Source organism: Pyramidobacter sp. C12-8, from assembly GCF_002007215.1.
GTDB lineage: Bacteria > Synergistota > Synergistia > Synergistales > Dethiosulfovibrionaceae > Pyramidobacter.
The window spans coordinates 136,967-155,325 of the sequence record NZ_MUHX01000001.1 but is presented as its reverse complement, the minus strand read 5'-3'; the positions used below and the strand labels follow the sequence as shown (position 1 = coordinate 155,325).

Here is an 18,359-nt window from a genome sequence, read left to right as displayed (position 1 = left end):
AAAAATTTAACGGAAAATCTCCTGCAGAGATCTTTATCAACCTGTATGGCGAGGATGTATTGCATTTACTCGGACTCGAACTTATTCCGCCACAGGATATCTGTTTAAAGCGGACTCTTCTCGCCGGTAAATAACGGCTCCTTTTTAATTTCTTGATTGCATTAACTCTGAACTGAAAATTTTGCTTTCAGTTGAGGATCACTTTTGTATGCACTTTTTTCGGACAATTTCCTCGTAACAGCTTTTCATCCCCTTGAATTTGTTCCGTTAGCGCAATCTTGATCGTTATTATGTGTTCGTAATGACTGCTTGCTGCTTTTGTCCTGTCAAAGTAAATGCAACCCCGTCGCATTTACTTTGACGAGGTTGCATTTACTCTGAAAATTTACCCAATGCATCAGCCCTTCAGAAAGGACTGAACTCCCAAGATAAACAGCATGATGACCGCCAAGACTTTCAGCCCAAAGCGACAGATCTCTTTCAGCGTGACTTGATTTTCCAAAGCTTCTTTTTCCTTCAGGAAGTCGCGCACGACCGATTCTCCTCCGTCAGCGGCAGTCATCCTGCCGCTTCGCACTGCGCGCGCAGCGTCGCGACCGCGGTAATCGCGGAAATTCCAAAAACGCTCTGAAGTTCCCAACGCGTCGCCGCGGCCGCTGCCTCAAAAACGACGACGATCGACTGACGCCGGATCCTTTCGCTGCGGCGGGGGCGTCGGCCCGATCGGGGGGAGGAGGAGTGAAGCCGGCGTAACATCCGCGGCTCTCCATCGGCCCCGTGCCGCAGGTTTCGATCAGATGCGGGCGATACAAGACGTTTGCCAGACGAGGATTTCTCATGAAAGTGCAGATGATATAATGGATCTGTAACGATAGCAGAGAAGCGGAAAGGGAAAACGGCACATGAAAATCGTAAAAATCGATGATAGCGATAAAACAAAGTATATGGAACTTCTGCTGATCGCGGACGAACAGATCCATATGATAGAAAAATATTTGCAGCGCGGCGACATGTTTGCTTTATGCGACGACGACGTAAGGGCGATCTGTGTCGTTACGCAAGAGCACGCAGGGAGATACGAGCTTAAAAATATCGTTACCGTTCCTGAATACCAACGGAAAGGATATGGGCAAAAGCTCATTGCTTTTATCGTTGATCACTACAAGGAGCCTGGCGGCGAGTTATACGCAGGGACAGGCGACACTCCTGCGATACTTCGTTTCTACGAAAGATGCGGATTTGTAAGATCACACATCGTCAAAAATTTCTTTGTAGAGAATTATGACCACCCCATATATGAAGATGGTCGACAGCTGATCGATATGATTTACTTGAAAAGGGATCTATAAAGAGCCGTCGTTGCGTCGGCCGGTTTAGGCGCCTGAACGAAATACGGCAGCCTCACGGCGGTTTTGAAATAACGATCAAAGCCGCCGTTTTTCTTTTTGAAGATCGTCCCCCAAGCCCTTCTCCGCCGGCTCGAAGCCCGGCAAGAAGGTCAGCGTGGTGACGCGGTCGAGCAGTCCGCCGGGCGCAACCATGCCGCGGCGCTCGACGCCGGGGCGGAGCGTGGTGACGACAACGCGGCCGACCACGATGCGCCCGCTCAGATCGGGATCGTCCTCCGACGCCAGCCGCACGCCCCACAGGTTGTGCAGGATCGCCGGCTCGCCCTGGGGCGACAGCCCGACGAACAGGGCCACATGCCCTTTCATGCCGACCAGCGTGCGGAAGGGGACGCCGCGCGCGCGGATGATCTTCAGTTTTTCCTCGTTGCTCTTTCCGGTCAAATCGACGAAAACGCCGCACTTCGCCTGCAAGGAACTGTGGTGCGGCAGGCCGATGCCGAAAGGCAGGAACAGATCGTGCATGGTGGCCGAGCAATCGCGGTCTTCGAACAGGCCGCCCCAGCCGTAATTCACGCCCATGAAGCGGTCGGCCAGAGCGCCGACGCCGGCGGCGTCCATCGGCAGCGGCCAACGCTGCGCCGCTCCGGCGGCGGCACAGGCATGAGCGATCCTTGCCGTGCCGCTTGCGGTGCGCACGGGCACGTTCAGCACCAGCATGCCGTCGCGCTCCGCCGCCGCGGGGAAAATCGCGCCCGCGTGAACGACGGCCAAAGTGCGCCCCTTGGCGTCGCGCAACGGCGTGTCGTCGGCCACGATCACGCCGTAACGGCCGGTGTCGTACTTCTCCATGAACGAACGCCCCGCCAGCGCCACGTCGGCGGCTCTGATCCAGCCGGAAAACAGCCCGGACTCGCACAGATACCAGGCGCCGCTGCGGTCGGCGTGTTTCACGCGCAGCGGCGTGCCGGCCCAAACGGCGCCGCACTGCATGTAATCGAACGGGAAGCCTTCGCCGGCGGCGGCGGGATCGGCGAGAGCGGGACGTCCCGTGGGCAGCGCCCGGGCGCTGGTGTTGACGACGGCGACGGCGGCGCGGTCCATGGAGGGGAAACGATCCATGGCGGCCTGCCCGCGCAGGGCTATCTTTTTCTCCTCCGTCAGCGGCCGCAGATTTTCGCCCCAGCGCGGCGCGTCGAGCACGTCGAAGCCCCATCCGGAAACGAGAGGATCGTCCACGGCGCCGCCGCGCCACGGCGCAAAAAATTTCGCCATGGCCGCCGCGGCCAGTTCGTGCTGTTTTTTTCCGTCAAGCCAGCGCACGTTCAGCGCGCCGCGCAGATACGACGACGGCACCTGAGAAAGTTCGTCCAGATCGGCGATGCGTTCGCCCGTCAGGTTCAGCGCCGGGCGCGCCGCCGCCGGCGCAGCCAGCAAAGCCAGCAGCAGCGAAACGCCGCCAAGCATATCAAATCTCATCATGATCGAAAACTCCTTTAAAAGACGGATCGCGCGGACGAGCATGAAGTCCGCGCGATCTATTTTATACTGATTTTCGATAGAAAGCATTACCACATTTTGCTGAGCGTGGTCTTTTAACAAAGAAACAGAATTACTCCAACTCCTCGCAGGAAACGACCTCTTTCGCGCTCGTGAACTCATACCAGCGCAGACCGCGCCCGTCGCAGAGCATTTCGCCCGACTGGTTGTCGTACGGATCGCAGCGCCAGCCTTCCCACGGCACGGGAAAATCCGCCTGAAAGGCCGTGTTGGCCGCCATGCGCCACGGGTCGAGATGGCCGAAATAAAACTGCCGCCGCGCCTCGTTTCCGTCGCGCGCCGCGCCGCCGCCGAAGGACGGATCGGCGTACAGCCAGCCGAACGGAGGCGCGTAGAACATCATCCAGTCGTGTCCGCTGCAGAAGTTCGGCCGCGTCACCCAGCCGCTTTCCCAGCGCGCCGGTATGCCCGACACCCGGCACAGGGCGATCAGCAGCAGCGCCTGCACGCCGCAGTCGCCCGTCAGGTTGCGGGCACAGCTGGCGGCGATGTCCTCGAGGCAGAAATAATCGGGCATGAAGCGATACTTCACGTTCAGCGTGATGAAATCGTAAAAACGCCGCGCTTTTTCCAGCGCCGTTTCGGCGCCGCCGGCGATCTCGCGCGCCAGACTCTTCATGAAAGGCGTAAAGAGCACGTGCGGCGGCAGTTCGGCCGTGTCGTCCAGCTGCGGAGCCTCGCCGCGGGGCTGCTGCGGCGGCCGGGACAGATCGACAAAGTTTTGACGGCGCGTGAACGAGAACTCCACGGAAAAATCGTGATTCCACTCCATCGTCTCGTTCCAGACGACGACGCGCTGCGGCGCGTCCTCCGGCGCGAGCAGCGACGGCTGCGGCGAGACCAAGTCGATCGCAACGCCGCTCTGGGAAGGACAGGCGCAGGGCAATGGCAGCGCCGCGCTCACCTTCATGCCGGGGCGGAACAGCTCGTCTTTGACGCGCAGCGAAGCGCGGCAGCGAAAGCGCACCGCCATGCTCCCCTTCTCGCGCATCAGGCGCGCGGCGCGGTCGAGCCGCGACTCGCCGTTTTCGTCCGGCGGCTCGGTTCCGGCGGGGACGACGCCCGCCCGCGCGGCAAAACGCGCGTCCACCTTGCAGAGCGTCTCGAAAAAACGCCCGAAATAGCGCGGTTCGCCGTTCACGTAGATCCATTCGACGCGCCCGTCGCGGACCATCTCATCGAACTCGTCAGCGCCGAAATCGGCGATATGCGCCCGCACCAACTCCAGCGCCTCGTCGCGGCGGTAAGGGAAGTTCCCCGGCAGGCGGCGGATCATCTCCGCCTGCGCCGTCAGGGCGTACCGCATCTCCGCCGGCATATTCCCGCAAGCCAGACGCCGCTCGATCGCCGCCAGAGCGCCTTCGAAATCCCCGTGTTCCTTCATGCGCCGAACATCCTCCGGCAGGCCGGCGTGAAGCGCGTGAAAATTTCCGTTCAGTTCCATTCAGATCCTCCGTTCCGTCAAAAACAGCCCCGCCGCGGGGACGGGGCTGCGCCGTTTTTCGTTGTTATCACGCGAACATTTTCATCAGATACGCGGCCGCAAAGCCGAGAATGTTGCCCGCCGCGGCGCCGATCACGCCCATGACCACGCCGATAGCGGTATAGCCGGGATTGTAGGCTGCCGCCACGATCGGGGCCGAGGCCGCGCCGCCGATGTTGGCCAGCGACGCCGTGGAGACCATGCACAGGTCGAAGTGGAACAGCTTCGAGAAGATCACCATGGCGACGATGTGGACGATGAACACGAACAGCCCGGCCATCAGCCACATCGGCGCGTCGAGCAGTTCGTTCAGTCCGGCGCGGGAAGCCAACAGCGAGATGACGGCGTAAAGGTACATCGTCGACAGCGCGTCGGCGCCGGCGATGCGCCCGATCGGCGACAGCGCCGCGAGCAGGCCGAGCGCCGTGACGATCAGCATCGTGCAGGTGGAGCCGTTGAACACATCCTTGAGCATGCCGGGCATCAGGCCGGCCACGTACTTGCCCGCCACCTGCGACAGCGCCGAAACCATCAGCGACAGGCCGAGCAGGATGGTGAGCGTGGCGCCGCTCATCTTCGCCGTGCCTTCCTCGGCGGCCTTCTGAGCGTCTTCCGCCTCTTCGAACGTCACCGTGCGCGCGTTGCAGAAACGGTTCCACGCCTTCTCGAGCGGCACCGCCATCAGCAGCAGCGCGATCCAGACCGAGTAATAGATCGTGTCGACGATCAGCGCGCAGGCGTAATCGCCCTCCGGCACCTCCAGCGCGCCCTGCAGCGCCGCCATGTTGGCCGAGCCGCCGATCCACGAGGCGCACAGAGCGCCCATGGCGCGCCAGGATTCGGCGCCGATCCTGCTCTTGAACATCACGTACGCCGCCACAAAGCCGGCCATGATCGTAAAGGCGCAGCAGAAGAAGATCGCCAGCATGCGCGGCCCGATCTTGACCATCTTGCGGATGTCGCAGCGCAGCAGCATCACGAAGATCATGCCGTACAGCAGATTGTTCTTCACCGCCGAATAGGCCGGCGCCGTGGCCTTCATGTCCCACAGGCCGACCGTGCAGAAGAGCATGTTGAACAGATAGACCATGACGATCGGCGGCACGAAATCGAAGATTTTCCAGTTGGTCGCTTTCTGGCACCACACGAGCAGTCCGGCGAAGAACACGAGGAACGCCACATAGGTAAATCCGCTGGTAATCAACATTTTTCTTCCCCCTTATTAAATAAAAATCTCATGTCATAGACGACGGCAAAACAAAGACGCCCGCTTCCGCCGCCGCAGTTTTATGACGTCTTGTGAATTATCAGAAAAACGCTGGAATCGTCCACTTCCGTCACCTGATAGGGGAAGCCGGAAGCCGCTCCGATCCTCTCAAAATCATCGGGCGTGTGAGTCACCGCTTTGAACCCGTCCGCGCAAACGATAACGCCGTCTTTCGTCCTTTCGGGATCGATCGCTCCCAGCAGTCCTTTGGAAGCCTGCTCCTCAAACCATTTCAGGCGGAAATCCCAGAACTTCGCGCTGTAGCTGCTGAAATAGGCCGCGCCTCCGGGAGCCAGCAAACCGATGATATCCTTAATGACCCTATCGTCGGCTCTCATCGCGGAAAGGCCGTTCTGCAAACAGAGCACGACGTCGAACTGACGGTCGAAACTCATGTCGTGTACGTCCATCACCACCATGTCCGCATTGGGGAAATCCTTCACGTACCGTTTTCCCAATTTGACGTTCTCTTCCGAGATATCCATACCGACGATAGAGGCGCAGCAAGGAGCAAGCTCTTTTACAATTCGCCCATACCCGGCGCCGAGCTCCAGAACGCGCTCGCGCCCGGACAGCCGCGTTCTGACAAACTCGATCTCCGCTTCAAGATATTGCTTTATCCGCGGGAGAGAGGTCTCATATACCTGATACAATTTCTGAGAATTGAGGTTCTCGGCATAGTAATTCTTTTTCATCGGTCCTCCCTTTCCAGATCCTCCCCATGCGGTCATCCGTTCCACTTCACGCCGGGGACGCGCGAGGCGGCTCCGCGCCGCGGGGTTTTGTCCGCTTGCCATGGCTTCAATGATTATATCTTTTCAAAGGCAAGAGCGCAATAAACAAAAACGCGACGCCCGGCGCGGAAGCCTCCGTTACCAAGAGGTGACCCGGACACTGTATTGTGCCTTCTTCCGCTCGGAAACGTCCCGCGGTTAAAATAGCGCCGTCGGGAGCGAACGGCCGTGTCTTTTTCGGCGGCACGGCGGCAATTCATCAGATAAAGTCAATCCCCTGACACTTTTTCGAGCGCCGTTTTCGGACAAAAGAACGCGGCGGCGCTACAATGGACATATGATTCGTACAAATGGAAAGGAAGGTGCCGTCATGAACCAGTCGGAACGCTGCCTGTGGCTCATCGAAAAGCTGCTCGCCGAAAAACCGTCGCAATATGCCGACGTAAAAATCCCCGCCGCGCCCGAGGAACGGAAACGAATGCTGCGCGCGCTGATGAACGTGCGTCAGCCGGCCCCCGTTGCCGAGGAATTTCTGCGGATCCAAGACGAATATCTGCAGGAGGAGACGCGGCTGAAAGGCGTGGTCACGATCGCGTCGCTCTCCCCCGCCGAGCCGGGGATCTTCCTGTGGCAGGGCGACATCACGCGGCTGGCCGCCGACGCCATCGTCAACGCCGCCAACGGCTCGCTGCTGGGCTGTTTCGTCCCTTGTCACGGCTGCATCGACAACGCCATCCATTCGGCGGCGGGCGTACAGCTGCGGAACGAATGCGCGGCGCTTATGGAGCGGCGGGGCGGCAATGAGCCGCCGGGACGCGCGCAGATCACCGGCGCGTACAATCTGCCCTGCCGCTTCGTGCTCCACACCGTCGGCCCGATCGTCGGCGGCGCGGTCACGGACGAGGATCGCCGGCTGCTGGCGTCGTGCCACCGTTCCTGCCTGGAGCTGGCGGCGGAAAGGAACCTGCGCTCGGTCGCGTTCTGCTGCGTCTCCACCGGCGAGTTCCGCTTCCCCAACGAGGAAGCGGCGGCTATCGCCGTCGCCGCGGTCAAAGGTTTTCTTGCCGAGCACAAAGGGATGGAGGTCGTCTTCGATGTCTTCAAAGAACTGGATCGAAAAATATATTCCCGTCTCCTCGGCGCCCGCTGAAGTCCCCTGCGAGGGAATCCAAAAGCTGCGCGCGGCCCTGCGCGACTGCCCGACGGTGGTGATCGGCGCGGGCGCGGGGCTTTCCGCGGCGGCGGGCTTCGACTACGAGGGCGAGCGGTTCCGCAAATACTTCGGCGACTTTGCGGCGCGCTGCGGCTTTTCCGACATGTACTCGGGCGGTTTTTACCGTTACGAGACGCTCGAAGAGCAGTGGGCGTTCTGGAGCCGCTTCATCTACGTCAACCGCTATATGGACGCGCCCAAGCCGACGTACCGCCGCCTGCGCGCGCTGCTGCGCGACAAGGATTATTTCGTCGTCACCACCAACGTCGATCACTGCTTCCAGAAAGCGCGCTTCGACAAGGAACGGCTGTTTTACACTCAGGGCGATTACGGCCTCTGGCAGTGCTCCACGCCGTGCCACCGGCTCACCTACGACAACCGGGAGACGGTGCGGCAAATGGTGCTGGCGCAGGGTTTCGCCATCGACGCCGACGGCCGGCTCGAACCGCCTTCGCATGAGAAGCCGAGAATGCGCGTGCCTTCGAAGCTGATCCCGCTCTGCCCGAAATGCGGCAAGCCGATGGCCATGAACCTGCGCTCCGACGACGCGTTCGTCGAAGACGAAGGCTGGCGCGCGGCGGCGCGGCGCTACGAGGAATTCCTGAAAAAACACGAAACGGGAAAAGTGCTTTACCTCGAGCTCGGCGTCGGCTCCAACACGCCGGGCATCATCAAGTACCCGTTCCAGATCCGCACGCTCCGGAACCCCGACGCCGTATACGCGCTCGTCAACGAGCGGCCGCAGAGCGTCCCCGAGGAGATCCGCGCCCGCTCCATCGCCGTGACCGCCGACATCGGCGCCGCGCTCGAAGCGCTCCGTGGAGCTTGAACGGCAGGGTAAAAAACATCACGGAAGACACGAAGAAAAGCATATGATCGGCGATGTTCCACGTGGAACATTCCATACGCAAAAAGCCTGGCGATCAAGCGACCGTCAGGCTTTTTGCGCGCCTTCGCCTTGTTTTCCCCGCGTTCCGCGGCGGATCCTGTCCCGTGGTCCGGGCCCCTTCAAAAAATGCCGCCCGAGCGCGCTCAACTTGCATATTTCTGGTAGAATGTAAAAAATAAGCAAAGTCCTTTCGCCCGGGGCCGCGCAGCAGAATTTTCGCGGGCCCGGGACCGGTCGGTTTTCGTCGCGACGGCGTCCCGTTTTTTTGAAAACGGCGGTTGCAAAAAAATACCGATGCGTTTATACTGCGGCATAATTTCCACTCGGCACGGGAACACCCGGCGAGCGAATTCCCATCTTTCAGGAGGTTTAGAATGGCAACCTACATCAACGAACCGGCGCATACTTTCAACGAATATCTTCTGATCCCCGGCTACTCGTCCAGCGAATGCCGGCCGGAAAACGTCTCGCTGCACACCCCGCTGGTCAAGTTCAAAAAGGGCGAATCTCCCGCCATCGAGCTCTCCATCCCCATGGTCTCCGCCATCATGCAGTCCGTTTCCAACGACACCATGGGCATCGCCCTCGCCAAAGCCGGCGGCGTGTCCTTCATCTACGGCTCGCAGTCCATCGAGAGCGAAGCCGCCATGGTCGCCAAAGTCAAAAGCCACAAAGCCGGCTTCGTCCCCAGCGACTCCAATATCCGCCCCGACGCCACGCTGGCCGACATCCTCGCCCTGAAAGAGAAGACCGGACATTCCACCGTCGCCGTCACCGACGACGGCACCGCCAACGGCAAACTCGTGGGCATCGTTTCCAGCCGCGATTACCGCGTCAGCCGCATGGACCCCGCCGACAAAGTGTCCGGCTTCATGACCCCTCTCGCCCGCCTCATCACCGCCCCCGACGGCACCTCGCTGAGCGAGGCCAACGACATCATCTGGGACAAAAAACTCAACTCGCTGCCCATCGTCGCCAAGGACGGCCGCCTCACCGCCTTCGTGTTCCGCAAGGACTACTCCGAGCACAAGGAGAACCCCAACGAACTGCTCGACGACCACAAGCGCTACGTCGTCGGCGCGGGCATCAACTCCCGCGACTACAAGGAGCGCGTGCCGGCGCTGGTCAAGGCCGGAGCCGACGTGCTCTGCATCGACTCGTCCGAAGGTTTTTCCGAGTGGCAGAAACTGACGCTGGAATGGATCCGCAAAGAGTACGGCGACACCGTCAAGGTCGGCGCCGGCAACGTCGTCGACCGAGAAGGCTTCCTCTTCCTCGCCGAGTGCGGCGCCGATTTCGTCAAAGTCGGCATCGGCGGCGGCTCCATCTGCATCACCCGCGAGACCAAGGGCATCGGCCGCGGCCAGGCCACGTCCGTCATCGAAGTCTGCCAGGCCCGTGACGAATATTACCGCAAGACCGGCGTCTACATCCCCGTCTGCTCCGACGGCGGCATCGTCTACGACCACCACATCACGCTCGCCCTCGCCATGGGCGCCGATTTCGTCATGCTCGGCCGCTACTTCGCCCGCTTCGACGAAAGTCCCTCGGAAAAACTGCTCGTCGGCGGCACCTTCGTCAAGGAATACTGGGGCGAAGGCTCCAACCGCGCCCGCAACTGGCAGCGCTACGACCTCGGCGGCGCCGGCAAGCTCTCCTTCGAGGAAGGCGTGGACAGCTACGTGCCCTACGCCGGCCCGCTCAAGGAGAACGTGGAGCGCACCTGCCTGAAGATCAAGTCCACGATGTGCAACTGCGGCGCCGTCACCATCGCCGAGCTCCAGAAAAAAGCCAAGCTCACCCTCGTCAGCGCCACCAGCATCGTCGAAGGCGGCGCGCACGACGTGATCCGCAAGGAGAAGACCGCCACGGAAAAATAGCTTCAACGGAAAACGCCCGCGCAAACGACTCATACTATTTCTCAATTAAAATGCCGAATACAGAGGCGCTGCGGACGAAATTCACAAAAACTATGCTGATACTTTCATCAAGAATCAGTATGACAATGAAACGGCAAGCCGCCGCGCGGGGATCTTAAAATTCCCGCACGGCGGCTCGTTTTCATTTTTCGGGGATTTCTTCCGGCTCCTTCACGTTTTCATCGCGCTCCCCCGCCGACGCGTCCGACGCTGATCCGCCGCGCAGGCTTTCGGCGCTGACGGGGAAGTCGAAGGCGGTCGTCGGGCAGGGTTCGTCTTTCAGCGTGAAGTGCCACCACTCGCCGGAAATGGCGCGGAAGCCGCGCTTCGTCATGGCGTCGCGCAGCAGGCGGCGGTTGGCGCGCTGCCGCTTCGTCAGCGCCGGCGTGCCGTCGAAGCGCGAGATCTCGCCGAAGAAGTCGAACGGGCTGCCCATATCGGCATCGCGCCCGGAGCTCATCTCGAACAGCGTCACGTCGACGGTGCTGCCGCGGCAGTGCGCGGATCGGGCGCTGACGTAGCCTTTTTCGAAGATCTGGCTCTTGTCCAGCGCCGGATAGAACCAAGGCTTCATCGAGTCGTCTCCGGCGTCCCGAGCCCAGCGCACGAAATGGTCGACGGCGCGCTGGGGGCGGTAAGCGTCGTAGATCTTGAGCCGGTAACCTTGACGGATCAGGTCGTCGCTGACGTTTTTCAGCGCCTCGGCGGCCTCGCGGGTGAGCAGCGCGCAGGGCTGCTCGTAGCCGTCGATGCGGCGCCCCACGAAGTTGAAGGTCGTGGCGTAGCGGATCTCCTGGATCACGTCGGGAACGGCCTCGGCCACCAGCACAAAGCCGGAAGCGTCCCGCGACGGTTCGGCGGCCGCCGGACATCCCGGGACGAACGCCAGCAGCACGATGCAGCACAGCGCGACGGCGCGTCTTTTCATGTTCATGGTGTATCGCCTTCCTTTCCTCGCTCGGCGCCGTATCACGGCGCCGAGCTTTATTATACCGCGGCCGGAAAGCCGCGTCGGACGGCCGGAGAAACATCACAAAATGAGAATAAAGAGATTGATTATTCCTGACTTTATATTCACGACGGCAGAACCGTCCGCAGACTGAGGGAATTCCGTCCGCGTCCTCGCGTCTCCCCTCCCCTGCGAACGCCGTCCGATCATTTTTTTCGCCGCCGTTGGACGTCCGCCCTCCGCCCTTGTAAATCGTTGCCGATACCATATAATAAGCGGCAAACGGAATCCCCTCGAAAGGATCGAACGCCGTGAGGGGATTTTTCTTTAATAGGGGGCAGGGGGAATCTTTCATGACCTTGGACGAACTGAAAATCGGCCAGTCGGCGGTCGTCGTTTCCGTGGGCGGCGCGGGGGCGCTGCGCCAGCATTTTCTCGACATGGGGGTTATTCCCGGCGCGCGGGTGAGCGTCACCCAGTTCGCGCCCATGGGCGACCCAATGGAACTGATGATCCACGATTACGAGCTCACGCTTCGTCTCGCCGACGCGGCGCGGATCCAGATCCGCGGGCTGACCGAAGCGGAACGGAACGGCGGCGAAACGCCCGCGCCCGGCCGCAAAGAGCCGGAGCACCCCGGCCTTGGCGAAGGCGGACGCTATCACGCGAAGGCCGACGAACACCCGCTGTCCGAGGGCGCAGCGCTGACTTTTGCGTTGGCCGGCAACCAGAACAGCGGCAAGACGACGCTGTTCAACCGGCTCACGGGAGCCAACCAGCACGTGGGCAATTTTCCCGGCGTCACGGTCGACCGCAAGGACGGCGTGATCAAAGGGCATCCTGGCACGCGGGTCACGGATCTGCCGGGCATTTACTCGCTCTCCCCCTATTCCAGCGAAGAGATCGTCTCGCGCCGCTTTATCCTTGACGAACACCCCGCCGGCATCATCAATATCGTCGACGCCACCAGCATCGAACGCAGTCTGTATCTGACCATGCAGCTGCTGGAGCTGAACGTGCCCATGGTGCTGGCGCTGAACATGATGGACGAGGTGCGCGGCAACGGCGGTTCGATCCGTATCAACGAACTCGAGGCGGAATTGGGCATTCCCGTGGTGCCGATCTCGGCGTCCAAAGGCGAGGGACTCCGCGAACTGGTGGATCACGCCGTGCACGTGGCGAAGTATCAGGAGCGCCCCGGCCGTCAGGACTTCTGCGACCGCAACGAAGACGGCGGCGCCGTGCACCGCTGCATCCACGGCATTATGCATCTGATCGAGGATCACGCCCGCGACGCGGGCCTCCCCGTGCGTTTCGCCGCCAGCAAGCTGATCGAAGGCGACCGGTTCGTGCTGGAAGCGCTGCATCTGACGGAGAACGAGAAGGAGATGCTCGAGCGCATCGTCGCGCAGATGGAACGGGAGCGCGGCCTCGACCGCGCCGCCGCCATCGCCGACATGCGCTTTGACTTTATCCGCAAGCTCTGCCGGCGCACGGTCGTGAAGCCGCGGCAGAGCAAAGAGCGCGAGCGCAGCCGCCGCATCGACCGCCTTCTGACCGGGCGCTTCACGGCCATTCCCGCTTTCGCCGCCATCATGGGCACCGTGTTCTGGCTGACGTTCAACGTCGTCGGCGCCTGGCTGCAGGACTTTCTCGAACAGGGCATCGGCGCGCTGACCGCAGAGGTCTCAGCGCTGCTGGCGTCGCTGGATGTCAATCCGGCCGTTCGCTCGCTGGTGGTCGACGGCGTTTTCGGCGGCGTGGGCAGCGTCGTCAGTTTCGTGCCGATCATCGTCGTGCTGTTTTTCTTCCTGTCCATGCTGGAGGACAGCGGTTACATGGCGCGCGTGGCGTTTGTCATGGATCATCTGCTGCGCCGCATCGGCCTGTCGGGACGCAGCATCGTGCCGATGCTGATCGGCTTCGGCTGCACGGTGCCGGCCGTCATGGCCAGCCGCACGCTGCCGTCGGAGCGCGACCGGCGCATGACCGTCATGCTGACGCCGTTCATGAGCTGTTCGGCCAAGCTGCCGATCTACGGTTTCTTCACGGCGGCGTTCTTCCCGCGGCACAGCGGCCTGATCATGATCGGGCTGTACGCGCTCGGCATCGTCATCGCCGTCCTCGCCGCTCTGCTGAGCAAGAACACGGTCTTCAAGGGCGAGGCGGTGCCCTTCGTGCTGGAGCTGCCCAACTACCGCCTGCCCGCTCTGAAGAACGTGCTGCGGCTGATGTGGGACAAAGCGAAGGACTTCCTGCAGCGCGCTTTCACGATCATCTTCATGGCCACGATCGCGATCTGGTTCCTGCAAACGTTCGACTTTCATCTGAACGCGGTCGCCGATTCGCAGGACAGCATGCTCGCCTCCGTCTCCGGCTTCGTCGCGCCGCTGTTCGCGCCGCTGGGCTTCGGCGACTGGCGCGTGTCCGCGGCGCTGGTGACGGGCTTCATCGCCAAGGAGAGCGTCGTCGCCACGCTGACGGTCATGCTCGGCAGCACGGAGCGTCTGCTGGCGCTGATCTCGCCGCTCTCGGCCGCGGCGCTGCTGGTGTTCTGCCTGCTTTATACGCCCTGCGTGGCCGCCGTCGCCGCGATCAGGCGCGAACTGGGCGGACGCTGGGCAGCCGGCATCGTCGTCGGCCAGTGCGCCGCGGCGTGGCTGTGCGCTTACGCCGTCAGGCTGGCCGGCGCGCTGCTGGGGTGGGCGTGATGAACGCCGCCAGCTGGCTGACGCTCGGCGTTATCGGCGCCGCCGTCTTCCTTGCCCTGCGAACCCGGCGGCGTTCCGGCGATTGCGGCAGCTGCCGCGGTTGCGACGGCTGCCGGCCGCAGGACAAAAAACGGCCGGAGCGATAAAAAAACATCCTTCGGCGGCAAGGTATCGGCTATAATCGAACCGCTTCAGGTTTGAACATCTTCGGCAAAGGAGCTGTTATTGATGAAAGACCGGGCAAAAGTGATCTGCCACATGATGACGACCATCGACGGCAAGATCGACGTCGAGTTCGAGCCGAGCGCCGACTACGACAAGGTCGGCGATGAATACGACCGCCTGCTGCTCAGCTACGGCCAGGCTTACGGGCTGGGACGCACGACCTGCCAGAGCGGGCTTGAAGTCGATCTTTCCAAGACTGAAGTCGACCTTTCCAAGTACAAAGGCGTGCCGGTGACGTACGAGGACACGGCGTACCGCTATCCCGAGGGCACGATCATCTGCGTCGCCTTCGACCGTTGGGGTAAGCTGAGGTGGCCGAGCAACGTCATGGACTACGCCGGGCGCCGCATGCCCATCGTCGAGGTGATCACCGAAAAATGCGCGCCCGAGTTCCTCGCCTATCTGAACGATCTGCAGATGCCCTACATCGTCGCCGGCAAAGACGATCTCGACCTCGAACTGTTTTTGCAAAAGATCAAGTCGCTCTGCGGCGTCGAAACGTTCGTCATCGGCGGCGGTTCGCAGATCAACGGCGAGTTCATCCGCCGCGGGCTCGCCGACGAGATCAGCATCGTCGTCGCTCCCGCCGTGGACGGCACGCGCGGCGCCCTGACCATGGCCGGCACGGACGACCTGACGGGATTCCCGCAATATTACCATCTCAAGGACGTGCAGAAACTCCCCTGCGACGGCCTGCTGATCCGCTGGAGCAAATAAACGGAGACTTTCCAAAAGACGAAAAAGCGTTCGCCGGTCGATGAGATTCGACTCATCGACCGGCGAATGTTTTCATTGTTCCACGTGGAACATTATCCTCAAGAAACAGTCTTCGATCCAGACTCTGACGCGCATCAGCGCCTCTTCATTTTTGCCGTTTCCAAAAAGACTTCTGCCGAAGAACGGCTCCGCCGCTCCGCTTCTATTGCAGTTTGCCGCGCGCGCTCACGGGCAGACGGTCGATCACCTCGTCGCCGCTGACCAGGTAGGCATATTCATACAGATTGCACACAGGACAAATGTGCACGGGGATGACGCGCACGCGGTCGCCGACGCGCACCTTTTCGCGGAACGCCGCGTCGTTGACGATGGCGTGTTCGTCGAAGACTTTGTCGATGTGCACGCCGGGATGCTCGAGCAGCGTGCCGTGTCCCGGCGTGGCGCAGACGCCTTCGCTGCGGAGCTGCATGGTCAGTCCCTTGGCGCCGACGTCGAGAATGACGCGCTCCGCCGTGGGGCGGCTGATCACGGTCGCCAGCACGGTGGCGGCGCAGCGCGCCAGCGTGCCGATGGCGTGCCCCTGCGAGGCGTCCATGAAGATGAACGTGCCGGGGCGCAGTTCGGTGATGCCGCCGAGGATCGGCACTTCGTTCATAAAAGTCGGCGTGGCCCCGTAACTGACGGTCTCGCAGGGCATGCCGGCCGCCGCGGCGAGGCGGGCGAAGCGCAGCGTGCGCTCCTGCGCGCCGACGGCGATACGGACCAGATCCTCGCGGTCTTTGGCGCCATAACTGTTGCCGTCGTGCGAAAAGATCCCCTTGAACCGCACCGCAGGACAGCGGCGGATCTCCTCCAGCAAAGCGGCGAAACCGCTTTCCTCGACGACGCCCGAGCGCCGCTCGCCCACTTCGATCTCGATCAGCACTTCGGCGGGACGGTCGGCGCCGGAGAAAACTTTTTGGATGCCGGGCAGCGTCTCGGGACTGTCGACGCCGAAGCCGACTTTCACGCCGCGCTGCGCCAGGGCGCGGATGCGCTCCCATTTCCGCGCGCCGACGATTTCGTTGGCGATGAAGATGTCGTCCAGCCCCGCGGCAGCCATGGCTTCGGCTTCGCCGACTTTGGCCACGGCGATGCCGCTCGCGCCCATTTCCACCTGCAGGCGCGCCACGGCGGGCATCTTGTGCGTTTTTGTGTGCGGGCGCAGCCTGACGCCGTGGCGGGCGGCGTAATCGAGCATGAACCGCATGTTGTCCCGCATGATCTCGCGATCGATCAGCAGCGACGGCGTATCGAGTGCGGCGATTTTCACGTTTTTCTCCTCCTTGGGGTGATACAATAATGACGTTTCCGCACGTAATCTACAAAAAATTCCGGCGTTTTTCAAGCGCCGAAAATCCACGGAGGTACGCGGCATGGAACTGAACTTGGCCGGCCCGGCGCTGGGCGCCGCCTCGCTGTTCATCATGGGAGCCTATTATCCCGTGGTGATCTGGGGCGAATACTGGTTTTCCGAGCGCGTCTGGCCGCTGTTTCTGATCGCCGGCGCGGCGCTGATCGGAGCTTCGCTGTTTCTCAGCGGCACGGGCTGTTATCTGGCTGCTTTTACGGGGGCCGTCAACCTCTGGGCCATCGCCGAGATCAAGGAACAGGCGCGACGCGTCCGCGACGGCAAATATCCGCGCAATCCCCGCCGCCGCTATGACTGAAAAAACGAAAAGGGCAGGGAAAGAAAAGGCCGGCATCGCGCTTGGAGTGCGCGATGCCGGTCCCCATATGAACCCGAACGTTTTTCGAAGATCCCCTAGATGAGCCCGAAGTCCTGCAGCTGAGCCAGAAGCACCACGACGAGGATAACGGGCACGATGACCTTGAAGCAGAGATCTACCAACCACTCAAAGCGGAGTTTCTTGCCAGGCGTGAGGGCCACTTCGTCGGCAATGACCTTCGTACCCACAACCCAGCCGAACATGACGCTCATGAGCAGAGAGCCGAGAGGCATCATCACGCCGGGGCTGTTCATCGCCGCGCCGCCGGCTACGTTGCTGCCCAGCCCGTCCAGCGCGACGGGGAAGCTCACGACAAAGAGCACCGCCGCGAGGACAATGGTCGTTGTGGCGCGCGCGGGGGCCTTCCCCTTGCGGATCTGACGGTCAAGCAAGTAGGCTACGCAGACTTCAAGCAGGGACATCGAGGAGGAAATGGCGGCCAGGAATACCAGGAAATAGAAGAGGAATCCCACAAAGGAACCGCTGAAGCCTCCCATACCGGTCACGAAGACCTCGTGCAGAGACACAAAGAGCAGCGAGGGGCCGCCGGCAGGGGCAAGGCCGAAGGCAAAGCACGCCGGCATGACGACCATACCGGCCAGGACCGCGATGATGGTGTCGGCCAGCGGGATGATGTACATCTCCCGGGAGAGATCCTGCTCCTTCGACAGGTAGGAACCGTAGGTGATCATGACTCCCATGCCGAGAGACAGAGAGAAGAACATCTGCCCTGCCGCCGTTTTCAAGACCTTGAAAAAGCCGATCTCAGGATCCGAGAATACCGCGAAGTTCGGCTTGAACATGAAGTCCAAACCCTTCTCAGCGCCTGGGAAGGTGTAGACGTAAGCGGCCAGCCCGACGAGAATGATGGCAAGGGCGGGAATGGCGTACTTGTTGAAGCGCTCGATGCCGCTTTCGACGCCGCTCATGACGACCACGATGTTGAGGACCTGGAAGATCGCCAGATAGAGGAGCATGTCGGAGCCGCTGCAGATGAACTCTCCGAAGTAAGCGCCGCTTTTGATGTTCGCGAAATTCGCGCCCCCCGAGAACATCGATTCGACGAAAGCGACCATGTACTTCAAGACCATGCCGCCCAAGACGTTGTAAAAAGCGAGAATGATAAACGGCGAAGCCACGCCCAGATATCCCACCCAGGCGAACTTCTTCGAGAGAGCCTGATAGGCCTCCACGGCGCCCTTACCGGTCTTGCGTCCCAGGGCCAACTCTCCAAGCATAATGACAACACCGACCAACAGGACCACTGCCAGGTACACGACCAGGAACGCCCCGCCGCCGCTTTTTCCCATCTTATAGGGGAACCCCCAGAGGTTGCCCAAGCCAACGGCAGAACCGATCGCCGCCATCAAGAAGCCGAACTTGGACTTCCACTGCCCTCTTGCAACATCCTTCTCACGTGACATTTTTCTCATCTCCCTTTTAAGAAATTACGGATACCCTTTTTATACGGACAAATCCTACCATATTATACAAACTGAATATAAAAAAACAACCATCCCCTTTTGATTATATTCAGAATAAAATACTTTAATTAATAACATTTCACATTAAGTTTA

At 61.1% G+C, this 18,359-nt stretch carries 16 protein-coding genes; 8 read left to right on the top strand and 8 right to left on the bottom strand.

Annotated features, from left to right (window positions below):
- Positions 1 to 397 precede the first annotated feature (397 nt).
- On the bottom strand, positions 398 to 532 hold the full coding sequence (locus B0D78_RS13445; RefSeq protein ID WP_256385738.1) for a hypothetical protein: 135 nt from the start codon (positions 530 to 532) through the stop codon (positions 398 to 400).
- Between the two features lie 370 nt (positions 533 to 902).
- On the opposite strand from B0D78_RS13445, the gene B0D78_RS00655 reads away from it, so the two are divergent.
- A complete protein-coding gene (locus tag B0D78_RS00655) occupies positions 903 to 1,349 on the top strand; it encodes a GNAT family N-acetyltransferase (protein WP_078015060.1) in 447 nt (148 codons plus the stop codon).
- Between the two features lie 75 nt (positions 1,350 to 1,424).
- Here the strand turns inward: B0D78_RS00655 and B0D78_RS00650 are convergent, their stop codons facing one another.
- The 4 genes from B0D78_RS00650 to B0D78_RS00635 all read right to left on the bottom strand — a co-directional run bounded on the left by B0D78_RS00650 (position 1,425) and on the right by B0D78_RS00635 (position 6,351).
- Positions 1,425 to 2,828, bottom strand: a complete 1,404-nt coding sequence (locus B0D78_RS00650; RefSeq protein ID WP_158606215.1) for an SH3 domain-containing C40 family peptidase — start codon at positions 2,826 to 2,828, stop codon at positions 1,425 to 1,427.
- 130 nt (positions 2,829 to 2,958) lie between these two features.
- Entirely contained in the window at positions 2,959 to 4,350 is a 1,392-nt protein-coding gene (locus B0D78_RS00645) for a transglutaminase-like domain-containing protein (RefSeq protein ID WP_078015058.1), read from the bottom strand.
- Between the two features lie 67 nt (positions 4,351 to 4,417).
- Entirely contained in the window at positions 4,418 to 5,596 is a 1,179-nt protein-coding gene (locus tag B0D78_RS00640) for a DUF819 family protein (protein WP_078015057.1), read from the bottom strand.
- 80 nt (positions 5,597 to 5,676) lie between these two features.
- Positions 5,677 to 6,351, bottom strand: coding sequence for a class I SAM-dependent methyltransferase (locus tag B0D78_RS00635; protein WP_078015056.1), 675 nt, complete (start codon positions 6,349 to 6,351; stop codon positions 5,677 to 5,679).
- 409 nt (positions 6,352 to 6,760) lie between these two features.
- On the opposite strand from B0D78_RS00635, the gene B0D78_RS00630 reads away from it, so the two are divergent.
- The 3 genes from B0D78_RS00630 to B0D78_RS00620 all read left to right on the top strand — a co-directional run bounded on the left by B0D78_RS00630 (position 6,761) and on the right by B0D78_RS00620 (position 10,372).
- On the top strand, positions 6,761 to 7,540 hold the full coding sequence (locus B0D78_RS00630) for a protein-ADP-ribose hydrolase (RefSeq protein WP_078015055.1): 780 nt from the start codon (positions 6,761 to 6,763) through the stop codon (positions 7,538 to 7,540).
- Positions 7,485 to 8,432, top strand: a complete 948-nt coding sequence (locus B0D78_RS00625; protein WP_143521660.1) for a Sir2 silent information regulator family NAD-dependent deacetylase — start codon at positions 7,485 to 7,487, stop codon at positions 8,430 to 8,432. The genes B0D78_RS00630 and B0D78_RS00625 overlap by 56 nt, the downstream gene beginning before the upstream one ends.
- Positions 8,433 to 8,866: 434 nt before the next feature.
- On the top strand, positions 8,867 to 10,372 hold the full coding sequence (locus B0D78_RS00620) for an IMP dehydrogenase (protein WP_078015054.1): 1,506 nt from the start codon (positions 8,867 to 8,869) through the stop codon (positions 10,370 to 10,372).
- A 181-nt stretch (positions 10,373 to 10,553) separates the two neighbouring features.
- Here the strand turns inward: B0D78_RS00620 and B0D78_RS00615 are convergent, their stop codons facing one another.
- Positions 10,554 to 11,345, bottom strand: coding sequence for a M15 family metallopeptidase (locus tag B0D78_RS00615; protein ID WP_078015053.1), 792 nt, complete (start codon positions 11,343 to 11,345; stop codon positions 10,554 to 10,556).
- A 368-nt stretch (positions 11,346 to 11,713) separates the two neighbouring features.
- Between B0D78_RS00615 and feoB the strand changes: the two genes are divergently transcribed.
- The 3 genes from feoB to B0D78_RS00605 all read left to right on the top strand — a co-directional run bounded on the left by feoB (position 11,714) and on the right by B0D78_RS00605 (position 15,013).
- Positions 11,714 to 14,071: a ferrous iron transport protein B gene (gene feoB / locus B0D78_RS00610; RefSeq protein WP_078015052.1), complete on the top strand. Its 2,358-nt coding sequence runs from the start codon at positions 11,714 to 11,716 to the stop codon at positions 14,069 to 14,071.
- On the top strand, positions 14,071 to 14,217 hold the full coding sequence (locus tag B0D78_RS12510; RefSeq protein ID WP_143521659.1) for a FeoB-associated Cys-rich membrane protein: 147 nt from the start codon (positions 14,071 to 14,073) through the stop codon (positions 14,215 to 14,217). Before feoB ends, B0D78_RS12510 begins: the two co-directional genes overlap by 1 nt.
- 82 nt (positions 14,218 to 14,299) lie before the next feature.
- Entirely contained in the window at positions 14,300 to 15,013 is a 714-nt protein-coding gene (locus B0D78_RS00605) for a dihydrofolate reductase family protein (protein ID WP_078015051.1), read from the top strand.
- Between the two features lie 202 nt (positions 15,014 to 15,215).
- Here the strand turns inward: B0D78_RS00605 and B0D78_RS00600 are convergent, their stop codons facing one another.
- Positions 15,216 to 16,325, bottom strand: a complete 1,110-nt coding sequence (locus tag B0D78_RS00600) for an alanine racemase (RefSeq protein ID WP_078015050.1) — start codon at positions 16,323 to 16,325, stop codon at positions 15,216 to 15,218.
- A gap of 103 nt (positions 16,326 to 16,428) precedes the next feature.
- On the opposite strand from B0D78_RS00600, the gene B0D78_RS00595 reads away from it, so the two are divergent.
- Positions 16,429 to 16,722 carry a DUF4491 family protein gene (locus tag B0D78_RS00595; RefSeq protein ID WP_078015049.1) on the top strand — a complete coding sequence of 98 codons (294 nt, stop codon included), beginning with the start codon at positions 16,429 to 16,431 and terminating at the stop codon, positions 16,720 to 16,722.
- Between the two features lie 95 nt (positions 16,723 to 16,817).
- On the opposite strand, the gene B0D78_RS00590 is transcribed toward B0D78_RS00595, so the two are convergent.
- Positions 16,818 to 18,206 carry a sodium-dependent transporter gene (locus tag B0D78_RS00590; RefSeq protein ID WP_168169942.1) on the bottom strand — a complete coding sequence of 463 codons (1,389 nt, stop codon included), beginning with the start codon at positions 18,204 to 18,206 and terminating at the stop codon, positions 16,818 to 16,820.
- Between the last annotated feature and the right edge of the window lie 153 nt (positions 18,207 to 18,359).